Source organism: Kribbella sp. NPDC058693, assembly GCF_042715335.1.
GTDB lineage: Bacteria > Actinomycetota > Actinomycetes > Propionibacteriales > Kribbellaceae > Kribbella > Kribbella jiaozuonensis.
In genome coordinates, this window is sequence record NZ_JBHXSQ010000004.1 from 740,716 (window position 1) to 767,009 (window position 26,294).

The 26,294-nt window shown below is 67.7% G+C and carries 11 protein-coding genes; 8 read left to right on the top strand and 3 right to left on the bottom strand.

Annotated features, from left to right (window positions below; translation table 11 throughout):
- Positions 1–18: 18 nt before the first annotated feature.
- Both ACFWUU_RS29960 and ACFWUU_RS29965 read left to right on the top strand, forming a co-directional pair.
- Positions 19–1,032: a LacI family DNA-binding transcriptional regulator gene (locus ACFWUU_RS29960; protein ID WP_380180251.1), complete on the top strand. Its 1,014-nt coding sequence runs from the start codon at positions 19–21 to the stop codon at positions 1,030–1,032.
- A 14-nt stretch (positions 1,033–1,046) separates the two neighbouring features.
- Entirely contained in the window at positions 1,047–1,949 is a 903-nt protein-coding gene (locus ACFWUU_RS29965) for a 1,4-dihydroxy-2-naphthoyl-CoA synthase (protein WP_380180253.1), read from the top strand.
- Here ACFWUU_RS29965 and ACFWUU_RS29970 read toward each other — a convergent pair.
- On the bottom strand, positions 1,946–2,893 hold the full coding sequence (locus ACFWUU_RS29970) for a ricin-type beta-trefoil lectin domain protein (protein ID WP_380180255.1): 948 nt from the start codon (positions 2,891–2,893) through the stop codon (positions 1,946–1,948). The two genes, ACFWUU_RS29965 and ACFWUU_RS29970, sit on opposite strands and share 4 nt — an antisense overlap.
- A gap of 225 nt (positions 2,894–3,118) precedes the next feature.
- On the opposite strand from ACFWUU_RS29970, the gene ACFWUU_RS29975 reads away from it, so the two are divergent.
- The 4 genes from ACFWUU_RS29975 (at position 3,119) to ACFWUU_RS29990 (ending at position 11,341) form a co-directional block, all read left to right on the top strand.
- Complete coding sequence (locus ACFWUU_RS29975) at positions 3,119–3,652, top strand: sigma-70 family RNA polymerase sigma factor (protein WP_380180258.1); 534 nt, start codon at positions 3,119–3,121, stop codon at positions 3,650–3,652.
- Complete coding sequence (locus tag ACFWUU_RS29980) at positions 3,649–4,692, top strand: hypothetical protein (RefSeq protein ID WP_137255557.1); 1,044 nt, start codon at positions 3,649–3,651, stop codon at positions 4,690–4,692. The genes ACFWUU_RS29975 and ACFWUU_RS29980 overlap by 4 nt, the downstream gene beginning before the upstream one ends.
- On the top strand, positions 4,683–9,182 hold the full coding sequence (locus tag ACFWUU_RS29985; protein WP_380180261.1) for an FtsK/SpoIIIE domain-containing protein: 4,500 nt from the start codon (positions 4,683–4,685) through the stop codon (positions 9,180–9,182). The genes ACFWUU_RS29980 and ACFWUU_RS29985 overlap by 10 nt, the downstream gene beginning before the upstream one ends.
- A 308-nt stretch (positions 9,183–9,490) precedes the next feature.
- Positions 9,491–11,341 (top strand): DUF222 domain-containing protein, encoded by a 1,851-nt coding sequence (locus ACFWUU_RS29990; RefSeq protein ID WP_202877763.1) that lies wholly within the window; start codon positions 9,491–9,493, stop codon positions 11,339–11,341.
- Here the strand turns inward: ACFWUU_RS29990 and ACFWUU_RS29995 are convergent.
- The gene (locus tag ACFWUU_RS29995; RefSeq protein ID WP_137255555.1) at positions 11,325–11,633 is read right to left on the bottom strand and encodes a hypothetical protein; all 309 of its coding nucleotides are present in this window, start codon (positions 11,631–11,633) and stop codon (positions 11,325–11,327) included. The two genes, ACFWUU_RS29990 and ACFWUU_RS29995, sit on opposite strands and share 17 nt — an antisense overlap.
- A 28-nt stretch (positions 11,634–11,661) precedes the next feature.
- On the bottom strand, positions 11,662–12,564 hold the full coding sequence (locus ACFWUU_RS30000; RefSeq protein WP_137255554.1) for a hypothetical protein: 903 nt from the start codon (positions 12,562–12,564) through the stop codon (positions 11,662–11,664).
- A 132-nt stretch (positions 12,565–12,696) separates the two neighbouring features.
- Between ACFWUU_RS30000 and ACFWUU_RS30005 the strand changes: the two genes are divergently transcribed.
- Both ACFWUU_RS30005 and ACFWUU_RS30010 read left to right on the top strand, forming a co-directional pair.
- Positions 12,697–23,433, top strand: a complete 10,737-nt coding sequence (locus ACFWUU_RS30005; protein ID WP_380180263.1) for an actin cross-linking domain-containing toxin — start codon at positions 12,697–12,699, stop codon at positions 23,431–23,433.
- Positions 23,430–25,925 (top strand): right-handed parallel beta-helix repeat-containing protein, encoded by a 2,496-nt coding sequence (locus ACFWUU_RS30010; RefSeq protein ID WP_380180265.1) that lies wholly within the window; start codon positions 23,430–23,432, stop codon positions 25,923–25,925. The genes ACFWUU_RS30005 and ACFWUU_RS30010 overlap by 4 nt, the downstream gene beginning before the upstream one ends.
- Positions 25,926–26,294: the final 369 nt, after the last annotated feature.

The following is a 26,294-nucleotide window of genomic DNA, read 5'->3' on the forward strand; positions in this document are numbered from 1 at the left end:
GCACGAAAGGGTAGGCCAGTGAATCTGCGAGCACCGGTGACATTGCTGGACGTTGCACAACGTGCGGGTGTGTCGGTCGCGACCGCCTCCCGCGTGCTGAACGGCGGGGACCGCGTTCCCCGTCCGGAACTGCAGGAACGGGTCAAGGCAGCCGCCGACGAGCTCGGCTACACGCCGAACGCGCAGGCACAGGCGCTGGCCAAGTCGTCGACGAACGTCGTCGGCATCCTGGTGCACGACATCGAGGACCCGTACTTCGCCGCGATCGCCAACGGCGTGATGCGCGCCGCGGACGAACGCAATCTGCTGGTGATGATGGCCAGCACGTTCCGGGACTCCGATCGCGAGATCGCTTACCTGTCGTCGTTGCGGGCCCAGCGGGCGCGCGCTGCGGTGATGATCGGCAGCCGGCGGACCGATGCCGAGAGTCTGTCCCGGACAGCGTCCGAGGTGGAGAACTTCCTGAACTCCGGCGCGGGTCTCGCACTGGTCAGTCAGTCCGGGATGCCGGCGCACACGGTCGAGCCGGACAACCGCACCGGGTCGGCCGACCTGGCCCGGGCGCTGGTCGGGCTCGGGTGGCGGAAGTTCGCCGTACTGGGTGGTCCGGAGACGCTTGCGACGGCACGGGATCGGCGGGCGGGGTTCGTCGAGGGACTGGCCGAGGCGGGGTTGCAGCCGGTAGCGATCGAGGCCGGCGACTTCACCCGCGACGGTGGGTACGCCGCTGCCGAGCAACTGCTTGATCGGCAGGCCGATGTGGACTGCCTGTTCGCGGTGAACGATGTGATGGCGGTCGGCGCGATGTCCGCGTTGCGGACGCGCGGCGTCGACGTACCGGGCAAGCTCGGCGTCGCGGGATTCGACGACATCGCGACGCTGCGCGACGTGTGGCCCGGTCTGACGACCGTGCGGCTGCCGTTGGAGCAGATGGGCCGGCGAGCGCTCGAGCTGGCGATCGAGGGCGGCGACGTGACGACCGAGACGTTCAAGGCTGAAGTAGTACTGCGGGAGAGCACCGCCAAGCCCTGAAATATGCTCACGGGGTGACTGTCTCCGAGATCTTCGACCCGTCGGCCTGGAAGCAGGTGGACGGCTTCGAGCTGACCGACATCACCTATCACCGGGCAGTCGATGCCGGCGTGGTGCGGATCGCGTTCAACCGGCCCGAAGTACGCAACGCGTTCCGGCCGCAGACGGTCGACGAGCTGTACCGCGTGCTCGATCACGCCCGGATGTCGACCGACGTCGGGTGCGTGCTGCTCACCGGCAACGGTCCGTCGCCGAAGGACGGCGGGTGGGCGTTCTGCTCCGGTGGCGATCAGCGGATCCGCGGCAAGGACGGTTACAAGTACGCCGAGGGCACGACCGCGGACACGATCGACCCGGCTAAGGCCGGCCGGCTGCACATTCTCGAAGTACAGCGGCTGATCCGCTTCATGTCGAAGGTCGTGATCTGCGTCGTTCCGGGGTGGGCCGCGGGTGGCGGGCACAGCCTGCACGTGGTTGCGGATCTGACGCTGGCGTCGGCGGAGCACGCGCGGTTCAAGCAGACCGATGCGGACGTGGCCTCGTTCGACGGCGGGTTCGGGTCGGCGTACCTGGCTCGGCAGGTCGGGCAGAAGTTCGCGCGGGAGATCTTCTTCCTCGGCGACGAGTACTCCGCCGAGGAAGCGTACCGGATGGGCATGGTGAACAAGGTCGTCCCGCACGCGGAGCTCGAGGCGGTCGCGCTCGAGTGGGGCAAGAAGATCTGCGCGAAATCGCCGACCGCGCAACGGATGCTGAAGTACGCGTTCAACCTGATCGACGACGGGTTGGTCGGCCAGCAGTTGTTCGCGGGCGAGGCGACCCGGCTCGCCTACGGCACCGACGAGGCCGCCGAGGGCCGCGATTCTTTCCTCGAGAAGCGCGACCCCGACTGGTCGCCGTACCCCTACGCTTTCTAGGGTTTGTGCCACTTCTGGTTGGTGCCGCCGGTGCAGCCGCGCAGGGTCAGGCGGCCTCCGTTGCCGGCGGCATCGGCTGTGACGCATTTGCCGGCGCTCGGGTTGACCAGTTCGTTCTGGTTGCTGAGGGCAAACTTCTGGGCCCACCCGCCGTTGCAGTTGACCAGCTGGACCTGAGTGCCGTCCGCGGTCGAGGCCCAGGCGAGGTCCATACACAGGCCCATCGAACGGACCGTGCCGTCGGGCTGGAAGACCCACTCCTGGTTCGCGCCGCGGTTGCAATCCCAGACCTGCAAGGGCGTTCCGTCCTTGCCGACACCGTCTGACGCGTTCTGTACGTCGATGCAGCGGTTGGATCCGTTGTTCAGCAAGGTGACCGGCGCGCTGGCCACCGCCGGCGGTCCTTGGGTGGTGACGCCGCGCGGTGCGGTGGTCTTCGCCGGCGGCTTCGCGCTGACGGTCGTGGTGACCTTCGTGGTTGCCGTTGTGGTCGCCGTGGTCGTGGCCGTGGCGGTCGTCGTCGCGGTGACCGTTGCGGTCGGCGGTTTACCGGCCAGTGGCGGCTTGGCGGTGACCGTGGTCGGAGGCAGCGTGATCGTGACGCCTGGCATCACGACGGTCTTCACGACCTGTTGCGGATCGCCCTTGACGGTCGTCGTCTTCGTCGGCCCGGCGATCGTCTCCGGTGTCGGCGTGATCGTGACGGTCGGTGTCACCGTCGGCCGGCTCTGTGGCACGTACGCGACGTCGGTCGTGGTCGTCGGGCCGGATCCGCCACCAGAGATCGCGGTGGCGCCGATGACGATCCCGCCGACCATGGCGGCGACGACGGCGGTGGTCGACCAGGCGCGCCGGTCGGGCAGGCGGCTGATCCGGGGTAGGCCGGGTCGACTGGCGAAGGTGTCCGCGAACCGGGTTGAACCGGGTGATCGGCGTGACCGCACGTCAGCTCCTGTGCTCTGGGACGGAAGGGCGGTGAGCGTGTCTGAGGCCGAGGATCACCCGGCCACCCCATCGGCGTCAAACGTTGCGCGAAAAGGTGACCCCGATCACTGCATGAGATCAGATTGTTGCTGAGTGTTCATCTATTGGCGTTGTCATGAGAGCGTTCTCAACCTATTTTGAGCCACGCCAGGTTCTCCGCTTAGCGTCGCCCACGAGGGAGATCCATGTACGACGAGCGAGCCCGCCGGACCACTGTCATGGAGCTCTGTCTGGCAGAGCGGGAAAGCCTTCGCCGGTACGTCGGCAGCATCCTCGGCCGGGACAGCCATGCCGCCGAGGACGTGGTCCAGGAGACGATGTTGCGCGCCTGGCAGCTGGCCGACCGGATCGACTGGCAGAACCGGCCGGTGCGGATGTGGTTGTTCCGCGTCGCCCGGAACCTGGTCATCGATCACCATCGCCGCGACGGCCGCGCCGTACCCGTGGGGCTCGGTGCGAGCGAGCTCGGGGAGCCGCACAGCCAGCCCGACCCGGCCGAGCAGGTCATCGACCGCCGGGTGCTGATCGAGATGATGCAGCGGCTGTCGCCGGCCCATCGCGAGGTGCTCGCCCGCGTACACCTGCTGGGTCACGCCGGCGAGGAGGTCGCGGCGGTTCTCGGCGTACCGGTCGGGACGGTCAAGTCGCGCGCGCACAACGCGGTCCGGCTGATCCGGGCCGAGCTCGCCCGCGCCGATTGGACTGGAGTCGCGGCATGAATTCGGCGTTCGGGGGCGGCGGCGTGCGCGGGGTGCTGGGGTACATCGGCATCGCGCTGGCCGTCATCATCCTGGTCAACCTCGTGGTCCGTCGGCTCGGCGGCTGGAAGAAGTTGCTCGGCTGGATCAGCCGGCAGATCAGGCAGACCGTACGGGCGTTCGTCGAGCCGATCGCCGCCCGTCGTCGATACCGTCGCCGGTTGCGGCTGCTGAGCCAGGTCCTGCGTGACAGCGAGGGTTGGGCAGAGGCCGAGCGCGCGATCGTCGCGGCTGCGGGCATCAGTCCAGGCATGGCGCCGTACGCCGTCGCGCTCGCGAAGCAGCGGATCGGGGTGCTGGTCGCAGGAGCCTCCGAGCTGGAGCCGCCGAAGCCGTGGAGCGCGGACTCGCAGGATCCGCGGCTGTGGTGGATCGACCGCGCGGACCTGCCGGAGAGCGTTTCGGTGCGGGAGATGCCGCTGCTCGTCTGCGTCGGCACGGACGCCGGTGGCGGGTACGTGATCATGCTCGACCTGCTGTCCGGGCCGCGCACCCTTTCGGTGTACGGCGTTGACCGGACGGCGCGCGCGGTGGTGCAGGCGATGGCTGCGCAGCTCGACGTACGCCTGCCGGTCGGTGCGATTGAGGTTGCTGAGGGCATCCATCCGCGGCATGACGGGATGCCGCTCGAGGAGGCTGCGCGACGGCTGGGCGCGTGGTTCGTCGTCGGTGTCGGACCGTTGGCCGGGCCACTGCCGGCGGGTCGGCGGATGCTGAGCCTCGGCGTTGCTCGCGGCAGCAGTCGATTGCTGGAGGCAATGCCTGATCAGAGCCTGCGACTGCTCGGCGCTCCGCCGTGGTTGCGGATCGATCCGTTGCCGTTGGCAAAGGCTGTGGCGCGGTCGATCCGGCGGCTGCCACCGCACGAGTTCGAGAGTGGTGTGCCGTTCAGCCCGGCGGCCGTGAGTACTGACGACCTGAGTGATCTGGACGTGTCGGCCGGCACCGTCGGCGTCTCAGCACTGACCTCAGACGAGGGGAAGACGGCATCGTGGAGCTGAACCTGACCACGGTCGAGTCCCGCTCCGGCGCCCGAGCAGACAAGATCGTGCGGGTTCCGCGCGGCCTGTCGGTCGCCGGTTTCGCGGACGGCCTGGGGAAGCCCGGTACGACGTTGTTCCTCGGCCGCAAGCGGCTCGATCCGAGTGTGCCGCTGTCCCGGTCGGGGGTCCGCGAGGGTCGCGTGATCGGCGTCGGTGGGCCGGTCGACGTACCCGATCTGCTGCAGGGTGCGCCGGAGGGGCACGCGCCGGTCGTTGTCGAGCTGCACGCCGTCTCCGGTCCGCAGGCCGGGCGGGTGTGGCGGGTCGGGCCGGGTAGCCATGAGATCGGCTCTGATCCGCAGTGTGCGATCAGGCTTGAGGGTGACGGCGTACCTGCTCGTGGTCTGTGGGTCACGGTCGGCGCGAGCGGCGAGGCTTATTGGCATCGGACCGCGGATGTCGGTGGCGAGGTGTTGAGCCGGCGGATCGGGCCGCCTGCGGACGACGCGGCGACGGCGGCGACGCGTTCGCGCGACGAGGAGCTCGAGGCCGAGCCCGAGCCGCAGCGGGCCGTCGATCCCGGGACGGTGCCGGTTGGTCAGCTGAGTGAGTGGCCGCCGGATGAGGACCTCGTGGTCGGGCCGGTCCTGTTGCGCTGCAGCGGGGAGCTCGAGCCGATGGCCGCGATCCGGGTGGCTGACGACGGGTTCACCCTCGACTACAACCGTCCGCCGCGGCTCGCGCCGCACCTCGACGAGGAGAAGCTCCGGCTGCCACCGCCGCCGGCGCCGCCGTCGAACCGGCCGTTCCCTTGGCCGGTCGTGCTGATGCCGCTGGTGCTAGGCCTCGTCATGGTCGCGCTGTTCAACTCGTACTACTTCCTCGTCTTTACGTTGGTCAGCCCAATGATGATGGGGATGAACTTCTTCTCCAGCCGGAAGACCAACCGGGTCGACCACATCAAGGCCCGGCAGTTGTACTTCGCCCGCAAGGCCGCGCTCGACGAGGAGATCGCCGTCGCGGTCGCCCGTGAACGCGTGATCCGCAACCTGACGGCACCGGACCCGGTCCGGATCGCGCAGCTCGCGACCCGGCCGGGCAGCCGGTTGTGGGAACGCCGCCGTCACGACCCGGACTACCTGCTGCTGCGGGTCGGGACCGCGGACCAGGCGTCCTTGAAGGAGCTCGACGACCAGGGCCGGGAGGAGAACCACCGGACGATCCGGTGGACGATCCCGGACGCGCCGATCGCCGTACCGCTGCGTGGGCATGGCGTACTCGGTATCGCGGGGCCCGCGTCGACTGTGCGCGGCCTGGCGCGTTGGCTGACGGTGCAGGCCGCCGTACTGCATTCGCCGCAGTCGCTGCGGATCGTCGTACTGGCTGATGCGGATACGGCGGAGGACTGGGACTGGGTGCGGTGGCTGCCGCAGCTGCGGCCGGACAAGGCTCCCGCGGCGGTGCTGATCGCGAACGACGAGGCGACCACGGCGGCGCGGATCGGCGAGCTGGTGTCACAGGTGCAGGGGCGTCATCGGCGGATGGAGGCCTCGAGCGAGCGGCAGCCGATGCTCGAGAACGAGATCATGGTGATCGCGGACGGGTCTCGCCGGCTCCGCGACGTACCGGGTTTCGTGCAGGTGCTCAACGAGGGGCCTGCTGTTGGGGTGTACGCGGTCTGCCTGGATCGGGATGAGCGGCTGTTGCCGCAGGAGTGCAGCGGGGTGGTGCTGGCTGAGGACGAGACGCTCGTCGTACGGCGTCCTGGGATCCCGGATCAGAAGAACGTGCGAGCGGACCTGGTCTCGGCGGAGTGGTGCGAGCAGATCGCTCGGTCGCTGGCGCCGGTTCGCGATGTGAGCCCGGATCACGACGCTGGTCTGCCGAAGATGGTGAAGCTCCTCGACGAGCTCGATCTCGAACCGCCGGTTCCCGACGACATCGTGACTCGTTGGCGACGTCGGCCTGCGAGTACGTCGTTCGTGCTGGGTAGTGACTTCGACGGGAAGTTCACCGTTGACTTGGTTGCTGATGGCCCGCATGGACTGATCGCGGGTACGACGGGATCGGGTAAGTCGGAGCTCTTGCAGACGATGGTTGCGTCGCTCGCGGTCGCTAACCGGCCGGACGAGTTGACCTTTGTGCTCGTCGACTACAAGGGCGGTAGTGCGTTCAAGGAGTGCGCAGGGCTGCCGCACACGCTGGGCATGGTCACCGACCTCGACGCGCATCTGGTTGAGCGGGTGTTGGAGTCGCTGGAGGCGGAGCTGCGGCGGCGGGAGCGGATCCTGGCCGCCGCCGACGCGAAGGATCTGTCGGACTATCAGGCCAAGCGGGCCGCTGACGCTGACCTGGCTCGGTTGCCGCGGTTGTTGCTGGTGATCGATGAGTTCGCGGCGATGGTGCGGGAGATTCCGGACTTCGTGCCGGGGCTGATCGGGATTGCGCAGCGAGGGCGGTCGCTCGGGATTCATTTGATCCTGGCTACTCAGCGGCCCGCTGGTGTGGTGACTGGGGATATCCGGGCCAACACGAACCTGCGGATCGCGCTCCGGGTCACGGACCAGGCCGAGAGCCAGGACGTGGTTGACGTGAATGAGGCTGCGTCGATCAGTCCGGGGATTCCGGGGCGGGCGCTGATCCGGCGCGGGCCGCGGCTGGCGGATCTGTTCCAGACCGCGTGGGTCGGGGCCGAGCGGACGGATGGTCAGGAGGAGCCGGCTGGTCCGGCCGATCCGGCTGGGATGACGGTAACGGATCTGCCGTGGACGGAGCTTGGGAAGGCTGTCGATCGGGACGCGGAGCCTGAGCCGGAGGCGGATCAGCCGGCTGCGCCGGCGCCGACGGACCTGCAGGCGTTGGTCCAGGCGCTGCGTGCGGCGGCAGCTGAGTTGCCGGACTTCGCCGTACAGCCGCAGCCGTGGAAGCCGGCGCTTGGGGCGCAGATCTTGCTCGACGAGCTGCCGGATACGAGCGCGACGCCGATGTTTGCGCCGTACGCGCTGGAGGATATTCCGGCGTTGCAGCAGCAGCGGGTTGCAGGGCTCGACTTTGAGACCTTCGGGCATCTGTATGTGATCGGGGCGCCGCGGTCGGGGCGGACGCAGACGTTGCGGACGATGGCTGGGTCTGCGGCGAAGTACTTGAGTGTGGCTGACCTGCACATCTATGGGATTGACGCTGCTGGTGGTGGGCTGACGCCGTTGGAGAAGCTGCCGCATTGCGGGGCGATCGTCTCGCGGCATGACATGGAGCGGATGACGCGGCTGCTGCGGAAGCTGAACCAGGAGTTGAGTGAGCGGCAGGAGCTGGCCGGCAAGCACCATGCGGCTGGGCTGAACGAGCTGCGCAAGGCGTTGCCGAAGGGTGAGCGGCCGGCTCATGTGCTGGTGCTGATCGACGGTTGGGATGCGTTGTCGGCTTCGTTGGATGACAGCGATCACAACCACCTGCAGCAGGACGTGATGCGGTTGCTGCGTGAGGGCGCTGGTCTCGGGATTCATGTGATCGCTACGTCGGAGCGGTCGTTGCTGGGCGGGAGGCTTGCGTCGCACAACGATCACAAGCTGCTGCTTCGGCAGGCGGATCGGACCGATTACCAGGGCGTTGGGTTGCGGACGAAGATTCCGTCGAATGTGGCGCCTGGGCGTGGTTGGCATGTGCTGACTGGGACTGAGACGCAGGTCGCGGTGCTTGCTGTTGGTGGCGGTGCGGAGCAGGTCGAGGCGATCACGTCGATTGCTGCCGAGGCTGCGAAGCGGGATGCGAAGGTGGCGGCTGCGCGTCGGCCGTTCCGGATCGCTGAGTTGCCGTCGGCGATTGAGTTCGCCGAGGCTTATGAGCGGGTCGCGGCGGCGGATCGGCGGCCGCAGTGGGGTCTGATCGGGATCGGTGGGGATGAGGTAGGGGCTGTTGGGGTGGATCTGGCCGGCGTGGGTTCGTCGTACGTCGTGCTTGGTTCGCCTGGGTCTGGGCGGAGCAATGCGCTGTCCTGCTTGGCGGTCTCGTTGCTTGCCGGTGGGTCGTCGTTGGTTGTGATGACTCCGCGCGAGTCGCCGCTGCGGATGCTGGCGCGGCACCCGCACGTCACGCTGATGGATCAGGCGGACCCGTCCGAGGACGTACTGCGGGGTGCGCTGGATCAGCTGCCCGCGGGCCCGAAGGTCGTGATGATCGACGACGCGGACCTGGTGATGACGTCTGCCGCGGACAAGCTGCTGAAGGACATCGTGGTCTCGGGGCGCGACCAGGGCCTGGCCCTGGTCTTCGCCGCCACCACCGACGGCTTCCAGTCCGGCATGAGCGGCTGGGCCTCCGCGGCGCGACGGGCCCGCAGCGGATTGTTGCTCGAGGCCCGCTCCTTCAGCGACGGCGAGTTGATCGGCGTCCGCCTAGGCGCCAACATAACCCGCTCCACCCCCCGCCAAGGCCGAGCCTGGACCACCGGCCCCGCCTCCCAACCCGTAGCCGTCCAGGTCCCCCTCACGGTCCTGAAGCTCCAGCAGTAAATGAGTGCCTGGCTGGGCCCGGCGGTCCAGCGGCAGTCGTCGTGGGCAGCAGGCATCCGCTGATCGGCTTAGATGCGGGTGAGCTGGGAGAGCGGTGCCCGAGGGCCGAGGGTGCACCCAGGCCGACTACCGCGTCGGCGCGGATCGTCTGCTGGAGCTGGTTCGGTTGACGCAACCAACTCCTGCGAAGCGCCAGCGCGCGAGGCCCGATTGCCTGCTCTCGGCGTGCGTGTTCGTCTTGTAAATAAGGGCCTTTGTCGGTCTGGGTCGATTTGGAGGATGGGACGCGAACAGATAGAATCGAACACATGTTCGAGAATGATCTGGATGAGCTCTCGACGGCCGAGCTGCTGGAGTCGGCCGTCGAGCATCGCGTGATGGCCAATCGGGCCGACGCGCGGCTGCTGGAGCACGCCCAGATCTACGCCGACAGGTTCCACCCGTCCGCGTGTGGCGTCCGGCCTGGTCGCCGTCCCAGTGGTGGGCGCGAGCGGGCCGTGGTGCTGGGTGGTGAAGGCTGCCCGGAGATCGCGGAGTTCGCGGTCGCCGAGTTCGGTGTCGTGCTGGGGATCTCGCCGATGGTGGCCGCGCGGTTCATCGGCGAGGCGTTGGCGCTGCGGCACCGGTTCCCGTTCACCTGGGCGCGCGTACAAGCCGGTGACGCCACCCCGTGGAAGGCGCGTCAGCTCGCGTCGGCCTGCCTGAAACTGTCCGAAACAGCCGCCGCGTACGTCGACCGCCGCGTCGCCCCGCTGATCGACTCGATCACGCCGTACCGCCTCGACAAGATCATCCGCGCCGCCAAACTCCACGCCGATCCCGAACTGGCCCGCGACGAGGCCGCCGAGGCAGCTGATGAGCGCGGCGTGTTCGTCGGCCGCAGCGACGATCACGGCAACAAGACCTTGTTCGCCAAGGCTCCCGCCGCCGCAGTAATCCGCCACGACGCAACGATCGCCGCGATCGCCGACGCCCTGAAAACCTTCGGCGACACCCGCCACCTCCAACACCGCCGAGCCGACGCCATCGGCATCATCGCCGACCCCCGCTACACCCAAGAACTCCTCACCCAAGCCCGCAACCACCCAACTCCCAACCCCCCAACTCCCACAACCCCGACGGATACCGACTCCGCCGACTCCGCCGACTCGACCGACTCGGCTCCTGCCTCGTCCCCGCGCACGAACCGGCGCGGTACAGCGACTCGCCCAGCAAGCCGCCGATACGACGGCACGCCCGCAAGCGAGACAGACCCGACGAACGCCGCTCAACCCGCCGTCCACCGCGACCTGACTAGCCCGCACTGCGGACCCGACCGTAGGACGTCCATGAAGTCGGGCGTGCCCGCTCTCCCCAACCCGGTCCACCTGCCCGATCCGCTTGATCTGGTCGAACCACGCGACTTCGAGCTATGCGAGCCGGATCCGGCGACCGATCCGTTCGACAGTCGGCCGATGAGCTACGTTCCCGGTCCGCGGACCGAGCCCGATTCAGGAACCCCAATGGACGCCGCCGCCCAACGGGCGCTCGACGCTCGGCTGGCCGAGATCAGGCGAGCGGCGCACACACATCCCACAGGCTCGACGGGACAGCTGCGTCCTGCGCGGACCGAGGTCTTCGTGCACCTCACCGATCACACGCTTGCCACCGGCAACGGTGTGCTGCGCGCCGAGGGAATCGGTCCGATGCTCGCCGACCAGCTCACCGAACTCGTCGGACACGGGCCGTACGTCGTCAAGCCCGTGATCGACCTCAACGACGCCGTCAGCGTCGACGCCTACGAGATCCCCACCCGGATCCGCGAACGCGTCCGACTCACCCACCCCGTCGAACTGTTCCCGTACGGCAGCCGCGAAACCCACCGCACCATCGACCTCGACCACATCCAGCCCTACGACCCACGCCACCCCGCCGGCGCTGCCGGCCAGACCAGCACCCGCAATCTCGCGCCGCTCAGCCGCTACGCGCACCGGGTCAAAACCCACGCCCGCGGCTGGAACGTCCGCCGCGTCGACCTCAAAACCCTGGAATGGACGACACCCCACGGGTTCACGTTCCACGTCGACCCCACCGGAACCCACCGCGTGGCGTCAGCCGGGCCGGCGCTGTACGCCGAACCCGGCCGGGCAGTTGCCCTTCGTACTACTTCTTCTGGTTGAGGCTGTCGCTGATGCCCTTGTCGAAGTCTTCGGCGTTTTTCATGATGCTGTTGAACATTTCCTTGAAGTCTTCGATGCCCTTGACGGCGAGGTTCAGGCTGGTGTCGAACTGGTTGTACGTGTTGCGGATGACCTCGCTGGACTGCTTGAAGACCAGGCCGTCCTCGACCAGGTGGTTCACCTTGTTCCGCAGGTTGACGATCAGCGGAACGATCTGCTCGTGGGCGTTGTGCAGGAGGTTGGCGACCTCGGTGATCTTGCCGTACTCGAGGTTGATGCCGTCGTACGCCATGACTGCGGTGCCTTTCGGTCGGTGTGACTCACATGGTCACGGGGATGTAGGTGTCGTCCGGGGTGTTGCGGTCGATGCTCTCCTGGGTCTCGACCCAGTCGGCCGAGGTCCCGTCGGAGTTGTCCGGGCCGCGGGTGTAGTCGTGCGTCGTACCGTCGCTGTTCGTCGAGTGCTTGGTCCCGCTGCCGTCGCCGCTCAGCGCGATGTCGCTGGTGTCCTTCTTGCCGTCGGCATCCGTACTCGTGGTGGTCGTCGTACTGCTGCCGTCGTCCTTGAGGTGCGTGTCGTCGTGCACCGTGCTGCCGTCCGGGTACGTCGAGTCCGTGATCAGGTGATGCTTGTCCTCGGTGTACGTCGTGGTCGACGTGTACGTCTTCCCGTCGTACGTGACCGTGGTCTCCTCCTTCACCACGTTGCCCTTGTCGTCCAGGGTCAAGTGGGTGTGGATGTTGCCGCGGTCGGTGGTGATCGTCTGGTCCAGCGGCTGCTGGCCGGGATCGGTGGCGCTGCAGAAGTCCGGCTTCTTCTGGCCGGCCGGGACCTTGTCGCACTCGTCCTTGTGGGCCTGGTAGTAGTCCCACTGCTCCTTCTGCCGGTTCCAGTTCGACAGCGCCAAGTTGCTGTTGGTCACGTTCATGCCCTGGGCGATCTCGGCGTCGAACTGCAGGAACGCCTCGCCCACCGACCCGAACGAGCCGGCCAGCTGCTTCAGGCCCTTCTCGGCCTTGGTCATCGTGCCCTGCGCGTTCGTGTGCAGGTCGGTGATGGCGGTGTCGATCACGCTGCTGCCGAGGATGCTGGAGCTGTCCTGGCCGGCGAGCGTCGCGAACAGGCTGTCGTTCAGCGTCGGCTCGATGTTGTTCGCCAGGTCTTCAAGATTGCGCTTCGCATCGTTCAGCAGGTTGTAGTTCATCTTGAGCTTGTCCGGCACAGCCCCTCCTTCGAACGCCACCGGTTCCACTCCGACCACGCGCGAGCCCGGGGCCGGGTTCATTTCGATCTGAACCTCGACGGGTGCTGCCGCGTGGTCTGAGTGGAGACCGGATCACCAGGGAGGGTGTCGATGGCACGGCCGACCGACTGGGACGCCATCGGACTCGGTGGGGACCCGACGCCGGGCGAGCCCGAGACGATCGGCCAGCTCGCCGAGGTGCTGCAGAAACTCGGCGGCAAGGCGCGGGACATCTTCAACGCGATCCAGTCGGTGATGAACACCAACAACGACAGCGTGTTCGTCGGTCAGACCGCCGACGCGCTGCGCGGCAAGGTCGACGACCGGTTGCGCGGGCATGTCGAGGACGTCGCGAACGCGTTCGAGACCTCGGCCCAGGCCTTGCGCGACTGGCGTGGAGTGGTCGAGGAGCAGCAGCGCAAGGCCGACGCCGCGCTGGCCGCCGGCCGCGGTCTGAAGGAGGACGACCCGGAGCGCGACACCCAGAAGGGGATCGCCGAGCAGGCCGGGCGGGACCAGTCCGACCAGGCGTCGACGTACTCCGGCCGAATCAACGGCGTCTCCGACATCCAGCTGCCGATCTCCGACTGCGAGGCGTTCTGGGAGGCGTTCAAGTGGCTGGCGATCATCCTGATCATCCCGGCGCTGATCTTCGGCGGCCCGATCGCGCTGCTCGCGCTCGGCGTCAACCTGGCGCTGTTCATCAAGACGATCGTCGACGTCGCCAAGGGTGACGCCAGCTTCCTCGACCTGTTCCTGGCCGGCCTCGGACTGATCGCGCCGACCACGAAGGCGCTGCCGATCTTCAGCATCATCAAGGGCATCGCGCAGGGCATCGGCGCCGGCGTCAAGGGCATCGCGAACGCGTTCCGGACCATCTTCAGCAAGGACTTCCTGTTCAAGGCGATGACCGGGCTGAAAGGGCTGCCGTTCATCGCGACGCTGTCGATCAAGGAGACCGGGCTGTTCGTGGTCTCGAACATCCGGAACTTCGCGATCTCGGTCGGCAACTTCGGCGCGAACTTCGGCTCGATCACACTCGGGGCCCTCGGCAAGTTCGGTACGGCGTTCACGCAACTGCCGGCCACGATCGTCCGCGGCTTCAGCGCGATCGGCCGAGGTATCGGCACGGTCTGGAACGGCGGCAAGCAGTTCATCTCCGCGCACTTCGGCGGCCTGCAGTGGACCCGGCTGATCCTGCCGGTCGCGGCCGACGAGATCCGGGCCTTCAAGGCGCTCGGCATGACCGACTTCCAGGCCTTCACCCAGGCGCTGAAGGTCGGCGTGTTCGGGCGCGGCCTGGCCGGCCAGCACGTGTTCGGTCTGCCGATGGTGAGTGCGCTCGGGCACACGGTCAGCGCGATCCCGATCAATACCCCGAAGTTGACGTTCATGGAGAACGTCAACGTGTTCTTCAAGGGGATGCTGCAGCCGCCGAAGCTCGAGCCGGCCGTCCACATCAACGGCTTCGGCTTCGCGACCGAGTCCGGGATCAACGCCGGTAAAGCATTCGACGACCTGCACCTGCCGCCGATGACCACCAACCTCGGGCAGAGTGTGAACACCCCGACGGTGGTCACGCCAGGCGGCGTACATGTGCCGGCAACGGCCGGTATGTCGAGCCTGACGACCAACTTCCCGTCGCCGCACATCGGGCAGCCGTCGGTCAACGGCGTCAGTGGTGTGAACGGCATCCACGGGCTGGTCGAGAACCTGCCGACCTCCAACCACATCGGGATCCCCGGTGTCGGCGTCAACAACGTGACCCAGAACGTCGCGATCCCCGGCAGCGCGACGTCGTTCACGCACGCGGGGATGAACGTAAGCACGCCGACCACCGCGAACGTCGGCTCGCTGCACGTCGCCACGCCGGCGTCGACCAGCGTCGGCGACCTGGTCAGCTCCGGCCTGCGGAACAACACCCCGACGATCTCGCCGCACTTCGCGAGCTCGATCAACGAAGGCGTCTCGCACGGCTTCCAGGCGAACCATCTCCGGCTCTCGCTCGACGAGATCACGCGTACGCCGACCCCCGCGACGAACGGGACCGGTCACGTGGTGAACACGCCGCCGAGCGTCGACCGGGTGAACGCCGCGCTCGATCTCGTCACCGGCGGGCCGGCCGATCTCAAGGTCGGTGCCCCGGGCAACCTTCGGGCCGATACGCCGTCGTTCGCCGGCGTGCAGAACGTCACGACCCCGCCGACGGCTCATGTCCAGCCGGTGAGCGTGCCGAAGACCGACGTACCGCTGCAACCGCAGGCGCAGACGCATACGTTCAGCCCCGGTAAGAGCGAGATCCCGCTGAACGGGCTGCCCGATCATCCGGGGCTGGTGGTGAAGGTCGAGCGGTTCGAGGGCGGGGTGACGCAGTTCAACCTGCATGGTGGCGGCCCGAACGGGCGGCTCGATCCGTTGAGCGGTGGCGGGCTGCGGTTCACGGACACGTCGACCGGCGCGACGACGCGGTTCGACAGCAATGGGGTTGTCGTTGATCAGGGCGTTCGGCTGACGAAGGCGGACGGGCTTGCGCGGATCGACGACCGGGTGCTGATTCGGCAGCCGGACGGCGGGTTCCGGATCACGAGTCTCGACGGGACCGCCGTACCTGATCAGCTCACGATCCGGGCGCTCGACACCGGCGGCGTGCAGGTGCTGGGCAAGGACGGGATGACCTGGCACTACGGGGCGAATGGGAAGCTCGAGAGTCAGTCGATCAACGCGGCGTGGAACGGGGACCTCGCGGCCAAGGCGGGTGTGTTCAAGAAGCCGGGCGACACCGATGCGATGGTCGACGCGAAGATGGACGACTTCACCGGCGTACAGCAGGCGCAGCGCAACTTCGACCTAGCGAACGAGAACGTCGCGATCCACGGCGAACGGATCGACGGCCCGTCGAACGCGCCGTCGGTCGGCGATCAGGTTCATATCGATCTGCAGGGTGCGCAGCATGATCTGGACCTGGCGAAGAACGCGTTCCAGGACAAGCACGACCTGAGCGTCGACGCGATCCAGAAGCAGCTGGACGACATCACAACCGATTCGCTGAACGTGCGACCGCGGCTGCTCGGTGCGGGTCGGACGATGACGTACGACGTACCTGGGCACGCCGGCGTGAAATTCGACGTCAACGGCGGGCAGGTGTCGGTGCATGGGCCGGGGTCGGAGGAGTTCGCGTCGACGGTGGTCGGCAAGACGCTGACGATCAGTGGGAACGGTCGGACGTGGACGTACAGTCTCGGGTTCGGTGGGCGGGCCAACCATGTGGGTGAGTCGTTCCCGCTTCAGGGCGGTCTGTTTGACGGCAAGCCGGTGTCGCTCGAGGGCAAGCTTGGGAACCTCGACAGCGGGGTCGTCGACGGCAAGTGGTCGGTAAAGGTCGGCGAGGACGGGCTCGTGGTCGCGTCGCCGCAGGGGCCGTTGACGTATTCGCGATCGGGCGAGTTCCACGGGATCGGGGACACCGCGACTGGGCAGATGGCGCGGCCGGTTCCGCCGCCGCATCTGGGCGGTGACGACCTGGCTCGGTGGAATGCGCAGGTTGATCTGTCGCGGACCCACCTGACCGAGGCGTCCGGCAACAAGGCGGTCGAGAACCTGATGAAGGATGTGACCGGCGGGTCGTTCACGTCGAAGCGCGGGTACGGCGGGTACGTGAACCCGACCGCGCTGGCCGACGGGACGCTGGTCGCGAAGGTGAAGAACTTCGACACGGTCGCGAAGGACCTGCAGTTCAAGGGGGCTGCGGACCACATCACGGTGTACCGCGGGGTGTCGATGGATCCGATCGCGGCGCAGGCGGATGAGTTCATCGAGCGGTTGCCGATCTCGACGTCGAGCACGCTGAAGTTCCAGGACGACTGGGCGAAGAACGGTGTCGATTCGAACCGGGTCGTGTTCAAGGTCGACGTACCGCCGAATCAGAGCAAGCTCGCGATGTCGTATCCGGAGGGGTACCACCCCGGCGGTGGCGAGGCGCGGGCGTGGAACCAGGACCAGTGGGAGATCACGCTCGGGCCGACGAAGTTCACTCGGACCGGGCCGGACTTCGTCGAGAACGGGCATCGGATCATTCCGGTGAAGGCGGAGCCGATTCCGGCGTCGGCGTTCGATGAGGTGATCACCGCGAAGTGGCCGGGGATGTCGTCGGAGGCGGCGTTCGGGGACTTCGTGAAGTCGTTCGAGACGGGCAATCTGCGTGGGTTCGAGGGGCTGGGCGATGTCACCACGCGGGCGACCACGAGCGTGGACGGGCTGTCGCACACGGTCCATGTGATGAAGCCGGGGTCGGCGGACGAGCTGACGATCACGGTACTGCGGGATCCGCAGACGGACTCGGTGCGGGTGATCTGGACCGCCGACGGGGCGAACCAGTTCGACAAGGCGTGGAAGGGGCAGGACTTCGCGAACCTGGCCACGGATCTGCGCGGGAACGTGCTGCACAACAACGACCAGTTCCTGGGGATGCCGAAGCCGGCGTCGTGGGACCAGGTGCCAGGCAAGGGCAAGGGGATCGCCCAGGCGTGGGACGCCGACTTCGCGGCGCGCTTCGAGGTGTTTCGCTCGCCGGGGGACACCGACGCGATGGTCGGCGCGAAGATGGACGATTTCGTCAACGTCCAGCGGGCACAGGCTCAGGTCGACGCCGCGCTCCACGACATCCGGCTGTACGGCCACCGCGCCGACGGCCCGTCCAATGGTCCGTCCGTAGGCGCCAAATCCTTCGTCAAACTCTGGACCGCCCAGAACAAGCTGGACCTAGCCAAAACCGCCTTCGAAGCAAAGCACCCCGGCGTAAAGGTCGCCGACATCCAGCAACAGCTGGGCGACCTCCTAACCCAATCCCTGAAAGACCGCCCCCGCCTGGTCGGCGGCATGCACGGCGACTCCACCCCCGACCTCCCCGAAACCCACCTCACCCCACCTCCGCCTCCAGCGGCGGGCCACTCGCCGGTCCCACCCCCGCCACCGCCGCCAGGTGGACACGGAGTGCCGTCATCCGGTGGTCACAGCGCTCCCCCGCAGCCTCCGGCTGCGCACCTCACCCAGCCGCATGGGCCGGCGCCGCACGACGTCCCGACCCCGACAACCCACGGCGCTCCGCCGCCGCCTCCGCCTCCTCCGGTCGGGCAGCTGGCTCCGCCTCCGCCGCCTGCTCCTGCCGTTGGGGGGCACGGGCAGTTGCCGGGGGCGCACCTTCCTGCTCGGCAGCCGCGGGTTGTGGCTCCGGAGTTTGGGAAGGTGTTTGAGGAGGCGTCGTTCGGGACTGAGAGTGAACTGGGTGGGTTTGTGGTTGCGATGCCTGAGGGGTCGCATCGGGTGTTTGCGTTTGTGAAGAAGGTGGATACGGACGAGTCCCTGGTGATGGTGACCAAGGACATGAGTAACGGGATCTACCGCAACCCGGGCAACCTTCCGGTCGCGCACAACGGCAACTGGACCACGCATACCGTCGAGCTCGTCAACTACCCGTCCCGGCTCGGCGACCAAGCAGGGATCGCGCTTCGGGACGACGCCACGCAGTTCCTGCTCGACACGTTCAAGAATCGGCTCAACACCGCGAACCACCACCCGATGGACTCGATCGTCTCCGCCGACGGCCGGTTCAAGCTGGAGATCACCAACACCCGGCACGTGATCGCCGGCGGCAGCGGCATGCAGTTGGACGACGTCGGCTCCGTGACGATGCCGCTCGGCGGGCAGCAGTTGACGGTCGGTGTGAAGGCAGCCGACTTCGGCAGCGGTACGACGAACGAGCTGCGACTGCTCCGCGACAACCCCTGGTACAACGCCGAGTTCCGCAACGACGACGCCGTACGCAACCTCGACCACAACACCCTCGACAACCCCGAGGCCGTCGAATCGGCGTACACGTATCTGAAGTCGATCATCAACTTCACCGCGAAGCAGGTCGACAAGCACGGGATCCCGATCGGCGGCCACCCCGGCGCCTCGCCGTTCCACAGCCTGACCGATCCGGCGGTGAAGAACGACTGGGCCGTACTCCCGCGGACCCGCCCGAACATCGTGCTCGACGGCCTCTCGGACGTCGACAAGGCCGCAACCCTCAAGCTCCTCCGCGACATGCCGTCGATCGGCGACGGCACCATCTGGCGCGAGTCCAAGTCGTACATCCTCGGCGGCGGCGAGGTCGCCGGGCATGGCATCAACGACGCGGTGATCGGCGGCGAGAAGGCGCTGCTGTTCGAGTTCCGCACGGTGCCCGACGGGCTGAAGCACCTCGTCCCGACGCAGAAGCTCCCCGTCGCCTCGATCACCGACCTGCTCGCCGATCTCGGTGCCGGTCGCCCCGCTGCGGTCAAGAACATCAACGGCTACATCAGCCACGCCGACAACAGCGGCGACTTCGCCGGCTGGTTCCGCGACAAGTTCCCGAACCACGCCACGAAGAACGACCAGCGCGTCATCACGATCTCCACGGTCCAGCAGAAAGCCGAGTGGATGATGACGCACAACCCGCGGGCCTGGGACCAGGTCCTCGCCGGCCAGGAACCGGTCATCGTCCGCCCCGTCCAGCTGCCCCAGATCCAGCAACACCCACTGGGCGGCGCCTTCAACAACCACACAGTCGTCCGCCCCGAGGGCGGTACGCCGCACGTCACCGGCCCCAACGCCCAGCACCTCACCCTCACCGACTTCGGCGACGACGGCTTCCGCCTGACCGGCCCCGACGGTCGCACCCAGCTGTACGACGGCAACGGCGTACTGCGGGGCGATGGCGTCCGGCTGGATGCGAACCGCTTCACGCTGACCGTCGACGGTCGCGGCGTGCAGCTCGTCGACGTACACGGCACGCAGATCCCGAACATGCAGGTACACGCGCTGCCCGGCGGCGACTTCCGCGTCATCGGCACCCGCGGACAGATGCAGCGGTTCGGTGCCGATGGCACTCATCTCAGCGACGGCGTCGTACTGCGGGATCCGTTCAACGTGCAGGACACGAGGTTTGCCGACGGCAACGGTGCCGGTGGCTTCCACGCCACGGATCTGAACGGCGCGCAACTGCCGCACACCCGGATCGAGCAGCTCGGCGACGGGACGTTCCGGGTCTCGGATGACGCGATCGGCGACGTGCGCTGGTTCGACCAGACCGGTATCCATCGGGGCAGCGGGATCCGGGTGGCCGACCCCGCGCACCCGGGGCAGGTGTTCCTCTACCGGGCGCACGGGATGGATCCGGTGCTCGTCGACAACGCAGGCGGGCGCCTGCCGGGGACGATCGAGACGCTCGACGGCGGCGGCTTCCGCGTCACCGAGGCCAACGGGACCGCGCGGACCTTCGACGGCGCCGGGATCTACCTCGACCGCCGCATCCCGCTCGGCGGCAACCAGACGATCATCCACAACGCCAACAACACCATCGTCCTGCACGACCCGGCCGGTACGACGGCGACCGCGCAGCACGTGCCCGGCGGCGGCTACCGGGTCGTTGACAACGGCAACTACCGTCTCTACGACAACGACGGTGTCTTCCTGGCGAACGGGCATCAGGTCAACCTGCCCGGCCAGGACGGGTTCCTCGAGATCACCACGACCGGCGCGCGACGGCTGGACGGCGCCTATCAACCGATTCCGGGCCGCGACATCACCATCAACGCCGGCGAGATCACCGTCACCCGCGCCGGGGGCTTCGACGTCTTCGACCTCAACGGCGCAGTACTGCGTGAAGTCACCGACCTCGACGGCCACGCGCTCGGTGTCGTCGGCGGCCGCATCACCCGCGACCAGAACGGCGCGATCACCTGGACCGCAGCAGACGGAACCGCGCTGCACACGCCGTACCGATCGAACATCGACGCGAATGGCGTGATCCGGCTGGACGTCCACAGCCCGGGCAGCCCGCGCCACGGCGAGTTCCACGTGTTCGGGCGCGACGGCCACCTGACCCAACAGGGCTTCCCAGTCGTCCGCAACGGCCACCCGACCGGGTTCACGTACGTCGTCAACCGCACCGACAACACATGGGAGCGGATGAACGGTGCGACCGTCGGCACCGGCGCCTTCCACAAGGGCAAGGTCGACGTCGCCGGTCTGGCGAACGGGCGGATCAAGCTGATGAGCTCAACCGGGAAGCCGGTCGAGGTGTTCGAACGGCGCTGGCTACCGGACGGATCGGTGCTCGACAGCTTCCGCAAGACCGACACGTTGGGCTTCGGCCGGTTCGACCGCAGTACGAGCTGGATCACGTACGACGGTGGCGTGCGCACGGGCCACGGGTCGCGGCACTTCGACACCGCGGGCACCGGCTGGCGCGACACGGATCAGTCGTTCCGCACGATCCGCGAGTACCGCGACAGCCTGCAGAAGTACAACAGCTCGACCGGGCATGTGCTCGCCACGAAGCAGGGCGACGGCAGCTGGAACTGGTTCCGGTACGACGACCACGCGTCGCTGATCGCCCAGGGCGACCGCAAGCTGGAGCGGGTCGGCGACGGCTGGACCGACACCTTCACCCGGCCAGGCGGGACCGAGTCCGTGGTCGCGCAGCAGAAGTGGGGCGCGTGGCACGCACCGGAGACGGCCGGCCAGTATCGCGAGTTCACGATGACGCGCGGGTTGGATGGCGCGACCACGAGGGACGGCACCTGGCTGCAGCACGCTCGCCAGGGCAAGGACTCGGGCAGTGCGATCAACCTCGGTGACGAACTGCTGGTCGTCACCCGCCAAGGCGAGCAGCGGCCGCCGGTGTGGTTCCGCGACGGCATCCAGAGCAACCCGCACCCGGGCGGTCCGGTCGCGCACCTCGGCCAGGACAGCCGGTTCCAGATCTTCAGCTGGGCCAAGGGCGACCAGCCCGGCACCCGGTACGTCGGGATGGACGGCGGCATCGTCGACCTCAACGCTCAGGGCGCCTTCGTGCGATCGTCCGGGACGCTCGGCGACGGGACCAAGATCAAGGTCGGCGACCACGCCCGGCCGCCGGCGACGGCGCATCCGCAGGGTGGCGTGGCCTGGGAAGCGGGCGTGGACCGCGGCTGGCGGGTCACGAACGGCGACAGTTGGCAGGACTTCAAGCTGGTCAACGACGAGTGGGTGGTCGTCCGCGAGAGCCGGCCGGGTGGCGTGGTTCGTGAGTACTCGGACCCGAACATCCGGACGCTCTGGACCGACCGCGACGCGCACGGCAACCTGACCGGGATCTCGACCCGCTCCCTCGACCGCGACGGCATCTTCGTCGAAGGCATCGGTGCGGCCGACTCGTCCCGCTGGACCTGGCGCGAGGTCGATGTCAACGGCACCGAAATCGGCGGCCGCGGCGGCAACCGCGAATACTTCCGCGGTTCCTGGGACGAGAGGCTGTCCTGGGACGACTCGTTCCGCGACTTCGATGCCGCTGGCAACCTCGTGCGGGATCGCCGGATGCTGGACGGCGGTCGGTACGTCGAGTCCTGGTGGTCGCTGGGTCGCTGGCACAGCGGCGAGTTCGACAAGCTCGGCAACCGGGTGGCGGGGTCGGCCGATCTGGAACGGGTCTGGAGCAGCGGGGACGGCATCTGGCACCGCGACTGGCAGGCCGGCCGCGGTTACAGCCGCGACCAGATCCCGGGGGTCGACGGCGCGGCACCGGTCGTCGTCCGCGAGACGCCGGTGCACGTCGACGGCGCGCCGGTGCGGGTCCGCGAGTACCACATCGCGAACGGTACGACGGACTTCGGCCGGTGGAAGGAGTTCGACCACGGCAGCGTCGTACACGAGCGGAAGCCGTCCGGGGACAACTTCCTCGAGACGGATTCGTGGCGTGGTCAGTGGAAGCTGTACGACCGCGACGGGAACGTCATCGGCGAGCGGTCCGACAACGGGCTGGTCTTCGAGATGCGGGACGGCCGGTTGCACCTGACCGGCAACGAGTACGACTTCCGCGGCGCGCTGACGGAGATCCGCGGCTGGGGCCGGCGGGTGCGGGAGCCGCAGCGGATGCCGTGGATGACGCATGATGACTGGACTCTGCGCGGCAGCACGGTCGTACCTCCGGGTGGCGCGGCGTTCCGGGAGGCGCGGTACGCACCGGCGTGGAAGGTGATCGCGCAGAAGGCGATGCTCGAGTTCTCCCAGGAGTTCATCCTGGAGTTCGCCGCGAACCTGATCGTCAACGCGATCATCGCCGAGGCGCAGAACAAGCCGTTCACCGGTCAGGATGCGCTGAAGTCATTGATGAATGCGGCCGTTAGCGCGACCATCAAGACCGGCGTCGGTACTGCACTGACCGAGACCAAGCTCGGCGGATCGTTGCGCGAGCTCAAGATGGGTCTGTCCAACGTTGACGGCGGCAAGCACTGGAACCGGCGTCCGCTCAACCACGACAAGAACTGGTCGAACGAGTGGGCCGGCAACGAAGTCGCTACCCGGTGGCGAGCCGGAAGCTTCGACTTCGGCTTCAACCTCGGGCCGTCGGTGCTGGCCGGTTTCGTCAACGGCACGATGAATGCGGCGATCTTCGGGATTACCGATGCTGACGGTCACAAGGTGAAGCTCAGTGGTTGGGATGCGGTCGGGGATGGCGCGATCAATGCGGTCGCTTCGTTCACGTCGGGTGTCAGCACGGCGTTGGTGAAGAACATTGCGCTCGGGTTCGGTGGGTCGCGGTTCTTCCACCGGCAGGGCTTCGCGGACTTCTTCCTGCAGATCCCGTTCAAGATGTTCGAGAAGTCGATCCAGAGCGTGTTCCTGACCAGTGCGATCCGGTCGTCGATCAATCCGTCGTGGTACCAAGGCTCGGGCCAGGGGACCACGTCGGCGCTGGTGCTGCCGGGGAATGTTACGGTGCCGCAGCCGGTGCTGACGTCGTCCGGTCTGTGGGTTCCGCCGGGCGTGGGAGGGACGCAGTGACGAACCGCTACGTGGCCGCAAAGGGGCGCGGAACGTTCCGCCGGATCTCGGAGGCGCTGCGAGCCGCGGCACCTGGTGATGTGATCGTGGTGAGCGCCGGGGAGTACTCCGAGCAACTGCGGCTGGATCGGTCTGTTGCCGTCGTGGCAGAGGGCGTGGTGACTCTCTCCGGCGTTCCGGGTGAGCCGGTGATCGTTGCTGAGGGCCTCGAATGCACGTTGCGCGGGATCACTGTGCGCGGTGCCGATGACGCCGGGCCGCCTGCTGTCGGGGTGGCGCCGGGCGCGGGATTGTTGCTCGAGGAATGCGTCGTGAGCGGCGGCCGGATCCATGCTCGGGGCAACGAAACTGGGCAGGGCTCGGACCTGAGCGGGTACGGCGTGACGACCGTGATGCTGCGTCGGACGCGGGTCGAGAAGGGGCGACTGGCCGGGCTGCATCTGTCCGGGCGGGTGCGGGCCAAGGTCGAGGACACGGTGATCGACACTGTGGACGGGATCGGTGTGGTGCTGTCCGGCAACGCGTTCCTCGACGCTTCGCGGGTTCGATTGAACATTACGTCCGGGTACGGGTTTCGGCTGCGGGGTGCGAGTCGGCTGGAGTTGACCGATGGCGTGATCCGGCAGAGCGGGATGGCCGGCGTGCTGCTGGAGGATTCGTCGACGGCTGCGCTGACCGACGTACGGATCGATCAGGCCGGTGGGCCGGGGGTGCATGCGGCGGGTACGGCGAAGGTCGTGTTGACCGACTGCCGGGTGCGGGGTACGCGGGCCAGTGCGCTGGTGGTGCAGGATCAGGCGGATCTCACCGGGGCTGACTGCATCGTGTCCGATGCGGGCGCGAATGCCTTGCTGGCCTCGGATTCTGCGACTGCGGCGCTGACGGACAGTCGGTTCGATCGGTCGACGTACAGCGCTGTTCATCTGACCGGTACTGCGGTTGTGCGGTTGACGGACTGCTTGATCCGGCAGGGCGCTGAGCACGGGGTGCATGCGACTGCGACGTCGCGGGTGGAGTTGACGCGGTGTGGGATCGCTGACGTTGGGTTGACCGGGTTGTCGGTGGTGGATGCCGCGAGTGCTGAGGCGGAGGATTGCCGGGTTGGCGGCAGCGGGACCGGCGTACGGCTGGAGTCGAGTGTGGCGACCGGGTTCCGTGGGTCGTCGGTGAGTGGATCGGTCGGGACCGGGATCGAGCTGGCGGGCGAGGGGCTGGCCAGTCTGGAGGCGGTTCGGGTCAGCGGGGGGAAGGCCGCGGGCATCGTGGTCGGGAGTAGTGCGGCCGCGGAGATCGCTGCGACGACGATCGAGGACTGCGATGGGTCCGGGCTCGTGGTGTGGTCGGGGGCTCGGCCTTCGGTGCGGGCGTTGCGGGTGGCGGGGGTGGCGAAGAACGGGATCTTCCTTGCGGAGAAGGCGGCTGGGACGTACGCCGATTGTGATGTGACGGGGACGAAGTACCCAGCGTTGCATCTGAGCAAGGGGGCTGCGCCGACGTTCCAGCATCTGCGGGTGCGGGACTGTGTTGAGGCGCTCGGGCAGGAGGACGGGGCGAACCCGACGTTCGAGGACTGCACGATCGACGGCGTGCCGATGGTTGCCGAGTCTGCTGTTGTCGCGGCTGCTGGCGCTCCCGTCGTGACGCCGGTTGGGACGCTCGCCGAGAGCATGCCGCCGGACGACGAGACGCTCGAGGACGTGCTGGAGGAGCTGGAACAGCAGGTGGGGCTGGATCGTGTGAAGCGCGATGTGCAGTCGATGGTGAAGCTGATGCAGACGGTCCGGATGCGCCAGGAGGCGGGGCTGCCTGCGCCTCCGTTGTCGCGGCACCTGGTGTTTGCAGGTAACCCTGGTACTGGGAAGACGACTGTGGCTCGGCTGTATGGGCGGGTGTTGAAGGCGCTGGGTCTGCTGCGGCGCGGGCACTTGGTGGAGGTTGACCGGACTGCGCTGGTCGGTGAGTACGTGGGTCATACCGGGCCGAAGACGACTGCTGCGGTGAATCAGGCGCTGGGTGGGGTGCTGTTCATCGATGAGGCGTATTCGCTGGCACCTGTTGGCATCGGCAACGATTTCGGCGCGGAAGCTATTGCCACGTTGGTGAAACTGATGGAGGACCATCGCGACGACCTCGTCGTGATCGTGGCCGGGTATGTGAACGACATGTCGCGGTTCATCGGGTCGAACCCAGGGCTCTCGTCGCGCTTCACCCGGACGCTGATGTTCGAGGACTACACCGCCGCCGAGCTCGTCGCGATCGTCGAACACCAAGCCGGCGGGCATCAGTACGAGGTAACCCCCGACGCCCGCGTCGCCCTCTCCGACCTCTTCGAGCAACTCCCCCGAGGCGAAGGCTTCGGCAACGGCCGCTCCGCCCGCCAAATCTTCCAAGCCATGACCGAACGCCAAGCCCACCGCCTCTCCGAACTAACCGCCCCCACCCCCGACCAACTAGTCAGCCTAGAAGCCGCCGACCTCCCAACCACCTACTAAGGTCCCCGCGTACTGCGGTTCGCCCCGCGCGCTACGCAGCCGTCTCTCGTCGCTCCGCTCCTCGGCGCGACTGCTTCGCCCGCTACCCACCCACCCCCGGGCTTATCGCCCGGAGCATCCTTTCCGGCTATCGCCGGACCTACCCGGCTATCGCCGGACCTACCCGGCTATCGCCGGCGTTGTGGGCTATCGCCTGTGGCGACTGCCCCGTGGTCACGCGCGTTCGTGGACACAGGTGCTGGTCGTGGCTGGGCGAGCAGCGGCGACCTCCCCTCAGCACGAACGCCAACGTCGGCGCGAAGCCGAAGCGTGGGGAGCTGGATCGTCCGAGCCAGCTGTCGACGAGTGGCCCGGGCGGTGGATGTGCCT

Coding starts and splice junctions, on each gene's coding strand:
- ACFWUU_RS29975 (WP_380180258.1), top strand. CDS start 3,119: ATGTACGACGAGCGAGCCCGCCGGACCACTGTCATGGAGCTCTGTCTG.
- ACFWUU_RS29980 (WP_137255557.1), top strand. CDS start 3,649: ATGAATTCGGCGTTCGGGGGCGGCGGCGTGCGCGGGGTGCTGGGGTAC.
- ACFWUU_RS29995 (WP_137255555.1), bottom strand. CDS start 11,633: ATGGCGTACGACGGCATCAACCTCGAGTACGGCAAGATCACCGAGGTC.
- ACFWUU_RS29990 (WP_202877763.1), top strand. CDS start 9,491: ATGTTCGAGAATGATCTGGATGAGCTCTCGACGGCCGAGCTGCTGGAG.
- ACFWUU_RS30005 (WP_380180263.1), top strand. CDS start 12,697: ATGGCACGGCCGACCGACTGGGACGCCATCGGACTCGGTGGGGACCCG.